The 12,131-nt window shown below is 44.6% G+C and carries 11 protein-coding genes; 7 read left to right on the top strand and 4 right to left on the bottom strand.

The features are described 5' to 3' along the window. Nucleotides 1–318: 318 nt before the first annotated feature. Nucleotides 319–768 (bottom strand): MaoC family dehydratase, encoded by a 450-nt coding sequence (locus BIZ39_RS18300; protein WP_187447657.1) that lies wholly within the window; start codon nucleotides 766–768, stop codon nucleotides 319–321. A gap of 231 nt (nucleotides 769–999) precedes the next feature. On the opposite strand from BIZ39_RS18300, the gene BIZ39_RS18295 reads away from it, so the two are divergent. The 5 genes from BIZ39_RS18295 to BIZ39_RS18275 all read left to right on the top strand — a co-directional run bounded on the left by BIZ39_RS18295 (nucleotide 1,000) and on the right by BIZ39_RS18275 (nucleotide 4,372). After that, entirely contained in the window at nucleotides 1,000–1,902 is a 903-nt protein-coding gene (locus BIZ39_RS18295) for a LysR family transcriptional regulator (protein WP_014949246.1), read from the top strand. A 163-nt stretch (nucleotides 1,903–2,065) separates the two neighbouring features. Beyond that, complete coding sequence (locus BIZ39_RS18290) at nucleotides 2,066–2,458, top strand: DUF3718 domain-containing protein (protein WP_014949240.1); 393 nt, start codon at nucleotides 2,066–2,068, stop codon at nucleotides 2,456–2,458. 215 nt (nucleotides 2,459–2,673) lie between these two features. Then, nucleotides 2,674–2,943, top strand: coding sequence for a sugar-binding domain-containing protein (locus BIZ39_RS18285; RefSeq protein ID WP_049586643.1), 270 nt, complete (start codon nucleotides 2,674–2,676; stop codon nucleotides 2,941–2,943). Between the two features lie 333 nt (nucleotides 2,944–3,276). Beyond that, nucleotides 3,277–3,675, top strand: coding sequence for a DUF3718 domain-containing protein (locus BIZ39_RS18280; protein ID WP_014949235.1), 399 nt, complete (start codon nucleotides 3,277–3,279; stop codon nucleotides 3,673–3,675). Nucleotides 3,676–3,973: 298 nt separating this feature from the next. Further along, nucleotides 3,974–4,372, top strand: a complete 399-nt coding sequence (locus BIZ39_RS18275; protein ID WP_014949234.1) for a DUF3718 domain-containing protein — start codon at nucleotides 3,974–3,976, stop codon at nucleotides 4,370–4,372. Nucleotides 4,373–4,752: 380 nt separating this feature from the next. On the opposite strand, the gene BIZ39_RS18270 is transcribed toward BIZ39_RS18275, so the two are convergent. From BIZ39_RS18270 to BIZ39_RS18260, 3 genes are all read right to left on the bottom strand, one after another. After that, entirely contained in the window at nucleotides 4,753–6,552 is a 1,800-nt protein-coding gene (locus tag BIZ39_RS18270; RefSeq protein ID WP_187447656.1) for an acyl-CoA dehydrogenase C-terminal domain-containing protein, read from the bottom strand. 9 nt (nucleotides 6,553–6,561) lie between these two features. Further along, nucleotides 6,562–7,743 carry an acetyl-CoA C-acyltransferase gene (locus BIZ39_RS18265; RefSeq protein WP_014949231.1) on the bottom strand — a complete coding sequence of 394 codons (1,182 nt, stop codon included), beginning with the start codon at nucleotides 7,741–7,743 and terminating at the stop codon, nucleotides 6,562–6,564. Nucleotides 7,744–7,903: 160 nt separating this feature from the next. Beyond that, nucleotides 7,904–10,027 carry a 3-hydroxyacyl-CoA dehydrogenase NAD-binding domain-containing protein gene (locus BIZ39_RS18260; protein WP_187447655.1) on the bottom strand — a complete coding sequence of 708 codons (2,124 nt, stop codon included), beginning with the start codon at nucleotides 10,025–10,027 and terminating at the stop codon, nucleotides 7,904–7,906. 245 nt (nucleotides 10,028–10,272) lie between these two features. On the opposite strand from BIZ39_RS18260, the gene BIZ39_RS18255 reads away from it, so the two are divergent. Both BIZ39_RS18255 and BIZ39_RS18250 read left to right on the top strand, forming a co-directional pair. Continuing rightward, complete coding sequence (locus BIZ39_RS18255; protein ID WP_187447654.1) at nucleotides 10,273–11,187, top strand: haloalkane dehalogenase; 915 nt, start codon at nucleotides 10,273–10,275, stop codon at nucleotides 11,185–11,187. 44 nt (nucleotides 11,188–11,231) lie between these two features. Next, complete coding sequence (locus tag BIZ39_RS18250) at nucleotides 11,232–11,996, top strand: SDR family NAD(P)-dependent oxidoreductase (RefSeq protein WP_014949228.1); 765 nt, start codon at nucleotides 11,232–11,234, stop codon at nucleotides 11,994–11,996. Nucleotides 11,997–12,131: the final 135 nt, after the last annotated feature.

Below are 12,131 nucleotides of genomic sequence, written 5' to 3'. Positions count from 1 at the left end.
CTGGCGTCAGGCGATGAGTCGTTTTATTATCGAGTTCGAGGAACGACTCGAAAAGCACATTAACTAATGGCAGTTACACAGAATCTGTTACAGGCTCCCTGACGATTGCTAAACTAGGCCCTGTTGACCTTTGCTATATATCAAAGGTCAACAAACGCCAGCATCTCAGGCTTTTTTTATTTTGTGGCATTATGATTCTGCAATACACGGTGCGACATATCAACTAGACAACGACGTAGTACACGCATCGAAATACGCATTTGGCAATATGCCGTACTAGTCTATACAGCCACTTTTACCGCGTACAACAACAATCTATCAAGGCTTAAGCACCGCGAGCATGAGAAAGCCACCTATTAGCGCAGGGTTCCCATTCGATTTAAGTAAGCAACTTGCCTCTACTTTATAAAGCTTCCCTTGCGCCTTTTCAGTGATTTCGACAAGTTTGAATCGGTATTTAACGGCATCATTACTTTTTACTGGTTCAAGAAAACGTAACTTATCAATGCCATAATTAATCATAGACGCGATACGTTCGTCTGGCGCAATCACTTCAGCGAATGCTTTAGGCATGAGACTGGCAGTCAAGAAGCCGTGCGCAATTGTTGTTTTAAAGGGACTTTCTTTTTCACAGCGCGCAGCATCTAAATGTATCCACTGGTGATCGCCCGTGGCGTCTGCAAACTGATTGATCATGTCCTGCGTAACCGCCAGCCATTCAGGTTGTTCAAGGGTATCTCCCACTGCTACGTCTAAAAGTGTTTTCATTTTTCAGTCCAATCTCCATTTATTGACGATAAAACTACTATTATTACCTTGAATGTTTCAATTAACTTTTAATAATAGGTATTTATAAATATTCTTGTTACACTAACGTAAATTATTCGTAGATGCTATGTAGCATTGGATCACAGTTTTCTATTAAACGCACCGTGATACAAACTAGCGCCTCTTCATCTATTGGCTTTTTTCAGGGCACTCGCTCTTAAAGGATTAGTTATGAATCTCAATAGAATCGATTTGAACCTTTTTGCAGTATTCGACGCCATTTACACGGCAGGAAGCTTAACCAAGGCAGCAGATGTCTTATGCATTACTCAACCAGCGGTAAGTAACTCTTTAGCAAGGCTAAGAGAAATGCTTAACGACCCGCTGTTCGTTCGTACTGGCCACAGTATGACGCCTACCCCCGTAGCGCAAAATATTATTGTTCCAGCTCGACAAGCTTTAGCCTTACTACGCAGAAGCGTGCAAGAAAGTCATACATTCGACCCTCTCACAGCCGAGAAGTCCTTTAACTTTGCCAGCCGTGATTTGCTTGAAGTAAGCATTATGCCTCGACTCATTTCACGTTTGCAGAATTTGGCGCCAAATATTGGGTTGACCAATTACGAGATTCCTAGAAGCCAAGTTGTTTCGGCGATGGCATCGGGCACGTTGGACTTTTACTCAGATGCATCGACATTTACAGACCCTCATTTGTGTAAAGAAAAAATCGCCCAAGACAGACTTGTTGTGTTAGCACGTAAAAATCATCCTGCGCTTAAAAACGGGCTTAACTTAGATACCTTTCTACGATTAGGCCATATTAATGTGTCACAGCGTAAATCTGGTGTGGGTCCAATAGATATTGCGTTAGATAAAATGGGCAAAAGACGCAAGGAAGTTATGCGAGGTCAACATTTTTTAACCGTTCCAAGTACGATAGTAAAGACAGACCTAATCGCGTGCCTGCCGTATCACCTTGCTAAACATTACGATCTTGCGTTGTACGAGGTTCCTTTTGATTTACCGCCTGTAGAGTATTTCCTTTATTGGCATGTAAGCGCCGACCATGATCACGCTCATATGTGGATGCGTGAACAAATAATGGAAGTAGCGAGCAACTATAAACCTCACTAACGCCACTTCTCCAAACAGCGCTCGTTATGGGCGCTTTTTTGTCTCCATAAACTTATAAAACCACATACCTAAGTATCGCTTAGAACGTTTTCAAGATTTCATTTTTGTCGTTTAATCCTCCCGAACAAACAAACAATCCATAGAAGTACTTGAGGAATTAACCATGTTGAAAATTGTTAAAACTTCTCTTGTTATCGCAGCGACATTAGGTGTGTCGGGCGTAGCACAGGCTGATGTTAACGAAGCACTAGCGAATATTTGCACTATCGTTCAAGCGGACGATAAAGGCGAACTACGTAAGAAAATGCGTTCAGTCGAATCAGACTACCGTATGAAACTTAAAGACTACTACTCAGCAATTAGCTGTGGCGGTAACAGCCTAATTCGTACAGCACTGCTAAACAATGCTTTAGAAGCTGGCGAGTTACTTGTTAAGAAAATGCCAAAAAGTGATTTAGAAGCACCTGAAGCTGATGGAAAAACACTTCAAGCTTGGGTTGCGGAAAACGGTCTGCAAGATAACCCAATTGCTGCGGTTATCAACGACCGCCTATAAAACAGTTTCACACCATGTGAACCAGTTCAACATGGTTGCAGAGAAATCTGCACTTTAGAAAGCGACCTTCGGGTCGCTTTTTTCTTTTATATCAGTCGATAAAATTCAATGCATAAAAAAAGAGTATCCCCTACTCCCTGAGCCTTTAACGTTGCGATATCGTCATTTGTGGATGCAGGCGTTATTCTGTCTACATACATGGCTTCATATGCCCGATGAAAACCACCAACATCAATGTGAACAATACCCGTTTGAACGTTCTCCACATCATAAGCTGGATCTTTAATGAAGAAGGTGCGCTGATTAGTTGCGATATTAACGAGAGAGTAACGAGCTTTAAGTTGAAAGCAACGCCAGAAAAGCCTGTAGTGGGTGTTGCAGCGGGCGACAACAAACTGCACGCTATAAGAGGCGCTCTGCGATCGAAATTGCTCAATGGGCTCATCACGACAGAACGTACTGCCTCAGCACTGCTTACTTCTTAATTTCGTTCTTTTCTTATTAATAAAATGCCTATTGCGTACATTTTTAATACGCATTAACTTCAACAAAAAGCAAAAAAACAGCATTAACGTTGTTTTTTTGCACTTTATTTGGCTGTTTTTTTGATCTTCGATTGCAATTCAACTTAGTTTGCCTACGCCCTTTAATACTAAAGGCTACAGCGCATTTTATACCTGTTACATCTTTAGTCTAACGTATTATTCGATATACCTTGTTATTTGAATGAATGTTTTTCATTCGACCTGATTGTTTTTTAATTAATCCCGAACAGACAAACCGATTAATTAAACAAATATAACGAAGGAAATTTAACCATGTTGAAAATCGTTAAAACTTCTCTAGTCATCGCAGCATCAACATTAGCTTTTTCAAACGCAGCACAAGCAAATGACGTAAACGAGGCACTAGCAAACATCTGTACTATTGTTCAGGCTGACGACAAAGGCGAATTGCGTAAGAAGATGCGTCGCGTACAGTCTGACTTCAAATTAAAGTTACGTGATTATTACTCAGGTGTTTCATGCGGTGGTCAAAGCCTTATCCGCACGGCCTTAACGAACAACGCAGTTGAGGTAGGTACACTGCTTGTTAAGAAAATGCCAAGCAAAGACCTTTCTGAGCCTGAATCAGACGGCAAAACACTTCAAGCGTGGATAGCAGAGCAAGGCTTACAGAGCTCGCCAATTTCTGCTGAGCTTAACGATAGAATCTAAGCACTAATTCACATAGCCATGTGAGTCGATTCAACATGGTTGCAGCGTCAGCTGCAATGAAAGGTCCCGCTACGGGGCCTTTTTACTTTCTGTCTCTTTAAATTTTCACGTTCTTCAACCCAGTAACTTGGGTAATCAAGCTACGGTATGCGTGAGCTCGTAACGCAAGCTCACACTTTAGGTATGGATTGACATACCATGTTATTTTACAACATGTTTTTCAAATAGTTAGATTCGGGTTTAATGCATCTCAACGAACTAACACAATCTTAATAACAACAACCGAAGGAATTTAACCATGTTGAAAATCGTTAAAACTTCTCTAGTAATTGCAGCATCAACTTTAGCTTTTTCTAACGCAGCTCAGGCTAATGACATCAACGAAGCACTTGCAAACATTTGCACGATTGTTCAAGCAGATGACAAGGGCGAACTACGTAAGAAAATGCGTAGCGTTCAATCGGACTACAAACTTAAGCTTCGCGATTACTACTCTGGCATTTCTTGTAACGGCCAAAGCCTAATTCGCACTGCTCTTACTAGCAATGCGGTTGAAGTAGGTACTCTACTGGTTAAGAAAATGCCAAGCAAAGACTTAGCAGAGCCTGAGTCAGACGGTAAGACACTTCAAGCGTGGATCGCTGAACAAGGTCTTCAAAGCTCTCCTATTTCAACAGAGCTTAACGGCAGAATCTAATATAACTAATTAATCACACCATGTGATGTAACGATTCAACATGGTAGCGGCAGGACGCCGCACTGGAGGCCCCTTTTAGGGGCCTCACCCCTTTCTAGAACCCTATAAAATTTATCACTTCTTTTTGTACCCATTCAGGTTTTTCCCTGTGTAACCAGTGCGACGCGTTCGGGATAAATAATGAAGGCTGGCTCCCTCAACATTCACGTACTTTGACACAACCACTGTGCTCACTTCCTCTATGTTGTTTTTAAGAAACAAAAAAGCCGAGCAAAATAACGTATCCAAATGATTATTTGGTTAAATCATTTTCTCGGCTACATTATTTTCTCGGCCTTTCGTACGTCTTTTAGTAACGCACGTGTATTACTTTTATGTCGTTACTCGATAGCGAACATACTCTCTGGCATAGACATCAAGTTGTCTGCGCCTGATTGCATTGCCGAAACCAGTGAGCGAGTACGGGTTAACAAACGGTCAAAGTAGAAGCCCGTTGTTAAGATTTTACTCTTATAAAACTCGGTTTCGGTGCTACCTGCATCAAGCTGTTCTTGTGCTTTCACTGCCATTTTTAGCCAGAAGTAAGCAACGGTGACATAACCTGAGTACATTAAGTAATCGACAGACGCTGCACCAATTTCATCTGGGTTCGATGCTGCTGCCTTACCGATATCCATAGTGATCTGCTGCCACTCGTCAAGATGAGAGTTTAGCGCGTTAGTCCAAGCACTAAACTGAGCGTTATCGCGCAATGAATTACAATAGTCGCGCACTTCTTGAACAAACACATTAAGCAATTCGCCATTAGAGCCCATTACTTTACGACCTAATAGGTCAACGGCTTGAATACCTGTAGTACCTTCATACATGGTGCAGATACGGGTATCGCGAGCTAGCTGCTCCATACCCCATTCTTTGATAAAGCCGTGGCCGCCATAAACCTGCATACCGTAACTCGTGGCTTCTTGCGCGGTTTCAGTTAAAAAGGCTTTTACGATAGGCGTTAAGAATGCAAGTTTTGCATCCGCAAGTTGCTTCTCAGCCTCGTCGCTACCATACAAAGTAACGTCAACTAACTGCATACAGTAAGCGGCAAGCGCTCGGTTGCCTTCCGCGAACGCTTTCTGCGTTAACAGCATACGACGTACATCAGGGTGCACTATAATAGGATCAGCTGGGCCATCAGGATTTTTACGCCCTGTTAATGAACGGAACTGAATGCGGTCTTTTGCGTAGCGAAGCGCACCTTGGAATGCTGCTTCAGATGATGCCAAGCCTTCTAGACCAGTGCCAATACGTGCGGTATTCATGAACGTAAACATGCAATTTAGGCCGCGGTTTGGTGGCCCAATCAAATAACCTTTTGCACCATCAAAGTTGATCACGCAGGTTGCGCTGGCTTTGATCCCCATTTTATGTTCAATGCTTCCGCATCCTACTGCGTTTCTATCTTGCTTTTCGCCATCTTCAGAAACGTTAAACTTAGGCACAACAAATAGTGAAATACCTTTGGTACCCTCTGGCGCATCTGGCAATCGAGCTAACACAATGTGTACGATATTTTCAGACAAGTCGTGTTCACCTGCCGAAATAAAAATCTTCGTTCCTGTTAAGCTGTAGGTACCATCTTCTTGAGGTTCCGCGCGACATTTCAACATGCCAAGGTCTGAACCGCAGTGTGCTTCGGTCAAACACATGGTGCCTGTCCACTCACCGCTTATCAGTTTCTCTAGGAACATTTTTTGCTGAAGTTCAGTACCGTGCGCCTTGAGGGTTTCCATACACCCCTGGCTTAGACCTGGGTACATCGCCCAAGAATGGTTTGCGCCTGAAAACCACTCAGCAATGATAGATGACAATGAATATGGCAATGCCTGACCGCCAAATTCCTCAGGGTGAGACATTCCTGGCCATCCGCCCTCAACATACGTTTGATAAGCTTCTTTAAAACCTTTAGGCGTTGTTACTTCACCATCAACCCACTTACACCCTTCTTCATCGCCTGATGCATTGATGGGTGCCAGTACGTTCTCTGAAAACTTTGCAGCTTCAGCGAAAATCGCCGACACCAAGTCTTCTGATGCTTCGTCGAAGCCAAGCTTTTGATAGTGATTTTGATAATTTAGTAGCTCATGTGTTACAAACATGGCGTCACGTTGTGGAGCTTTATAACCTTCCATACCCAATACCTATATTACTTCAAATAGACCAGCAGCGCCCATGCCGCCACCGATACACATGGTGCAAACAACATATTTCGCACCGCGTCGTTTACCTTCGATGAGTGCATGACCCACCATGCGAGCACCGCTCATGCCGTATGGGTGACCAATAGAAATGGCACCACCGTTTACGTTTAATAATTCGTCTGGAATGCCTAACTTATCGCGGCAATACAGTACCTGTACTGCAAACGCTTCATTAAGCTCCCATAGACCGATATCGTCCATGGTTAATCCATGCTGCTTTAATAGCTTAGGAATGGCGAACACTGGGCCAATTCCCATCTCATCTGGCTCACAGCCTGCCACTGCAATACCGCGATAAATACCAAGAGGTTGAGCATTGCCTTTTGCCGCTGAGTGCTCATCCATAATCACTGTCGCGCTGGCTCCATCAGAAAGCTGGCTTGCATTACCTGCGGTAATACAACCACCTTCTATCACTGGGTTAAGCGCTTTAAGCCCCTCTAGCGTTGTTTCTGGTCGATTTCCTTCGTCTTTCGACAAGGTCACTTCACGCTCAGAGGTTTCACCTGTTTCTTTATTAAATAAGGCTTGCGTTGCTGTGATAGGTACAATCTCATCATCAAACTTACCTGCTTCTTGAGCCGCTGCTGTGCGCATTTGGCTTTGGTAACCGTATTCGTCTTGTACGTCACGGCTAATGTTGTAGCGCTTACCCACCACTTCCGCAGTTTGAAGCATTGGCATATAAATATCTTTGTGCTTAGCAACCAGTGCAGGGTCTACTGCACGAAACATATTCATATTTTTGTTTTGCACTAAAGAGATAGAATCTAAGCCACCCGCAACCATTATGTTGGTATCGCCTGTACGAATTGAATTCGCTGCGGTAGCAATGGCATACATGCCAGAACTGCATTGGCGGTCGAGTGTCATACCCGCTACGGTAACCGGTAAACCACCCGCTAGGCCAGCCAAGCGGCCAATATTCATGCCGCCACTGCCTTGGGTTAGCGCTGCGCCCATTACCACGTCATCAACACTGGCAGGGTCGATCCCTGCGCGTGCTACTGCGTTTTGAATAGCATGGCCACCTAATGAAGGGGCTGGTAAATTGTTCAGTGCACCTTTATAAGCGCGCCCGATTGGCGTACGTGCTGTACTTACGATAACTGCATCGCGCATTTTCATGTTCCTTTCAGTTGGGCTGAAAGTTCAGCCAAAGTTTAGCTAGGCCTATGTGCTTCTTCTCGAAATTACCTAGCTTTACCAAATTCGGATGTCGGGTAGCGAGAGCTATCGCTAGCTCTCACTGTCGATTAACTCTCGGAAACGAGAGCTATGTCTACTTCGCTTTATAGCTTTTAAACGTGCCGCCGCTTTGGGCCAATTTCACCAACAAATTACTTGGTTCAAGCCACATCTTTCCGTAATCACCCAATTGATCACGATAGGTAGTCAGCTTATCTAAAATAGTGCCTAGCCCTACTTCGTCGGCATATTGCATAGGGCCGCCGCGATACACAGGGAAGCCATAACCGTAAACATAAATCACGTCGATATCGCTAGATTTAGCTGCAATGCCTTCTTCTAAGATGGCAGCACCTTCGTTAATCAATGAGTACATGACGCGAACTAGAATTTCCTCATCGCTAATGTCTGAACGCTGAACCACGCCTAAACGTTCTGCTTCTTGCTTGGCAATTTCTAGTACTTCTGGATCTGGGACAGGAACTCGACTCCCAGGTTCATAGTTGTAAGCTCCGCGTCCGGTTTTGAGTCCGTTGCGCCCCTTTTCTACTAAGCGATCTGCCACTGCACCGTAAGCGGGGTCGTGTGCAATGTGCTCTTGTCGAGACTGTCGTACATAGTAACCAATATCTAATCCAGCCATATCACCCATAGTGAACGGCCCCATTGGCATGCCAAACTCGGTTAAAACACGATCAACTTGCTCAGGTGTTGCTCCTTCTAGCAGTAAGCGGTTAGCTTCACGGCCGTAAGGCTCAATCATGCGGTTACCTACGAATCCGAAGCAAACGCCTACCAACACCGCTACTTTCTTGATGCGTTTAGCCATCTTCATGCAGGTTTTAATGACTTCAGCAGATGTCTTCTCTGCTTTAACCACTTCTAGCAGTCTCATCACATTCGCTGGCGAGAAAAAGTGAAGACCAATCACATCTTCAGGACGGGATGTGGCTGTCGCTATTTCGTCTATATCCAGTGTTGACGTATTTGAAGCCAAAATGGCGCCTGGCTTACACACTTTATCCAGCGTCGAGAATACGGTTTTCTTTACTTCCATCTTCTCGAAAACGGCTTCGATGACGAGATCAACATCAGCTAAGTCGTCATACGACGTGGTACCTGAAAGCAGTGCCATGCGGCTCTCTACCTGCTCTTGGGTTAACTTGCCTTTTTTCGCTGAGTTTTCGTAGTTCTTTCTAATAAGCGCTAATCCCTTCTCTAGCGCTTCTTCTTTGAGCTCAAGCATTGTGACTGGAATGCCGGCATTGGCGAAGTTCATAGCGATACCACCGCCCATTGTTCCGGCGCCGATAATCGCAACTTTATCAATGTTGCGCTCAGGAGTATTTTTGTCGAAATCGCTCACATGACCTGCTGCGCGTTCAGCAAAAAAGAAATGCTGCTGGGCACGCGCCTGTGGCGTATTCATACACTCCATGAAAAGCTTGCCTTCATTTTTAAGGCCATCTTCAAAAGCGAGCGTGTAAGCGCCGCGTACCGCTTCGATACATTTTAATGGAGCAAAGAAACCACGAGTCGCTTTTTTAGTTTGTGCAGTTACTGCATCAAACACCGCCTGCGTTTCGTCAGACATGGACAGCGTGATATCACTGGTGCGTTTAATCGCTTTATCTGGCGTTAATGCTTGTAAATACGCTTTTGTATCTTCAAGTAAATGCTCAGGCTTATCAGAAATTTTGTCGAAGACACCTGGAAGTTTGACCACCGACGTAGGCTTGCCTGTTACGATCATTTCTAACGATGTTTGTGCGTCGGCTAAACGAGGAAGGCGCTGAGTACCGCCTGCGCCCGGTAATATGCCTAGATTTACCTCTGGAAGACCCACCTTATTGTCGGCAAAGGTGATGCGATGATGGCAAGCTAACGCCACTTCTAAGCCACCGCCGAATGCTGGTCCAGGGAGAACAGCAACAACCGGCTTAGACGCATTTTCAATCTTGTCTAGTACCTCAGGCAGCATGGGAGACAAATCGCCACCAGAGAATTCGCTGATGTCAGCTCCACCCGAAAAAATAGGTAGTGAAGAAGTAATAACAATGGCACGTACGCTGTCGTCATCTAGTGCATTGTTTATGCCTTCTATCAACCCTACTCTGATAGCGCGTGACAGCGCATTAACGGGCGCACTTTGCATTGTCAGCGTGGCAACACCCTGTTGTACTGCATATTCTACGGCTTTATTTTCCATCTCAGTCATAACCATGTCCTGTTTATCACGTTAACTGGATGTTATTGCAGTGTTGTCAATCATCCAAGTTTATTGGTGTTATAGACATTTATCATAATATTTAATATTGACCGCCAGCCCCTTTGTGAATTCATTTCTCTGCGCAGAGCCTGTCCTACCTTGCCTAAGGTTTATTTGACAGAAAATAAAACCGGTGTTTTTGTTAATCAGGCAACACTTGTAATTACATTTTATTTACAAAAGGATGATTGGCTATGCAAGTGCTTAAAACACCGGAAAGCGCCTTCGACACGATCACTGACTTTCCCTACTCCCCCTGTTTCACTGAAGTAACAGACACAGTAAGCAGTGAAATAACAATGGCCCATTATCAATGTGGACCGAAAGATGGACATACCGTGCTATTAATACACGGCGAACCGACGTGGGCTTATTTATACCGCAAGATGATGCCTATATTGGCTGATGCGGGATTCAATGTCATCGCGCCGGATCTCATTGGTTTTGGGCGCTCAGATAAACCAGTAAGAAAAGAGGACTACTCCTACGCTCGTCATGTGATATGGCTAAAAGACTGGTTTTCACAGGCTACTAAAGGCCCCGTTACACTCTTTTGTCAAGACTGGGGAGGTTTACTAGGCCTGCGACTTGTCGCCGATATGCCTGAGCGTTTTTCGGGTGTAATGGTGTCTAATACCGGTTTGCCCACTGGCGACCACCCGCCAAGTGATGCTTTCATCAAATGGCGCCGATTCTCACAGGATGTCGCCGTATTTCCCACATCTACGATCATTCAAAACGCCACAACCACTGTTCTAGATGAGGCGACGCTTGCAGCTTACGACGCCCCTTTTCCAGACGAAAGCTTTAAAGCAGGTGCACGTATGTTCCCTATTCTTGTTCCTACAAGCCCAGACAATGCTGAGGCACAGGCGAATAGACAGGCATGGGAAAAGCTAAAGCAATATGACAAACCTTTTGTTACGGCTTTCGGTGATAGCGACCCTGTCACTAAAGGTGGCGATAAGGTATTTCAAAAGCTCGTTCCTGGTAGCAGCGGTATGGCTCATACCCTTGTAGAAAACGGTGGTCACTTTATCCAGGAAGATCAAGGGGAAATGCTAGCCAAATTACTCATTCAATTTATAAACCAAACGCAGCTGAAATAGCCACGTTTCAAAAAACATTTAACAGTTACTAATAGGAGATTACCATGGATGCTCTACTCGACTTTTCAGGGCAAGTTGTATTAATTACCGGCGCAGGCAGTGGTTTTGGCCGCTTGTTATCGCTAGGTCTTGCTAACCGAGGAGCAAAACTCGTTCTTTCAGACATTAACGAAACCGCCCTTGAGGAAACGAAAAAGGATGTAAAAGCACTCACTGATGTCGTGGTGCTAGCGGGTAATATTGCTAGCGAGTCGCTAAATAAGGCACTGGTTGAAACAGCCATTGAAACCTTTGGCAAACTGGATATAGCCGTAAATAATGCAGGCATAGCGCATAACCCTGCACCAATTCATCAAATGACAGAGGAAATCATGGACTCGCAGTTCGCTGTGAATGTAAAAGGCGTTATGTTTGGAATGAAGTACCAAATACCCGTTATGCTTGCACAAAAGCAAGGGCACGTTTTAAATGTAAGCTCACTTGCGGGACTAGGTGGAGCCCCCAAGGGCGGTGCTTATGCTGCAGCAAAACACGCGGTTTCGGGGATAACCCGCACAGCCGCGGTGGAATACGGCCGAAAGAATGTTCGCGTTAATGCAATTTGCCCATTCTATAGTCCTACCAATATTTTGAACGTAGACGGGTACAACACCCCTGAAGCGCGCGAGCAACTAGGCATGGGAAGTCCTATGAAACGTCTAGGCGAACCGCAAGAAATCGTTAACACCATGATGCTGATGCTTTCCCCTGGCAACTCTTACATGAACGGGCAAACCATAGCAGTAGATGGTGGTGTTACAGCGTGGTAATTTTTATCTCGCAGTTTCGAAATACATGCAAAGGTATTTTTTGACATACCTTTGTATGACTCATCATGTTTCTCTTTCGTTCTACTTAAGGTGTAATGAAGAGGAACAAACAAAATCGATGAATGAGGCGAGTGC

The sequence above is a fragment of the Alteromonas sp. BZK5 genome, from assembly GCF_014349115.1.
In the GTDB taxonomy this organism is placed as follows: domain Bacteria; phylum Pseudomonadota; class Gammaproteobacteria; order Enterobacterales; family Alteromonadaceae; genus Alteromonas; species Alteromonas macleodii.
Note: the sequence above shows the minus strand (reverse complement) of the source record. Positions and strands in the feature narration are given on the sequence as shown.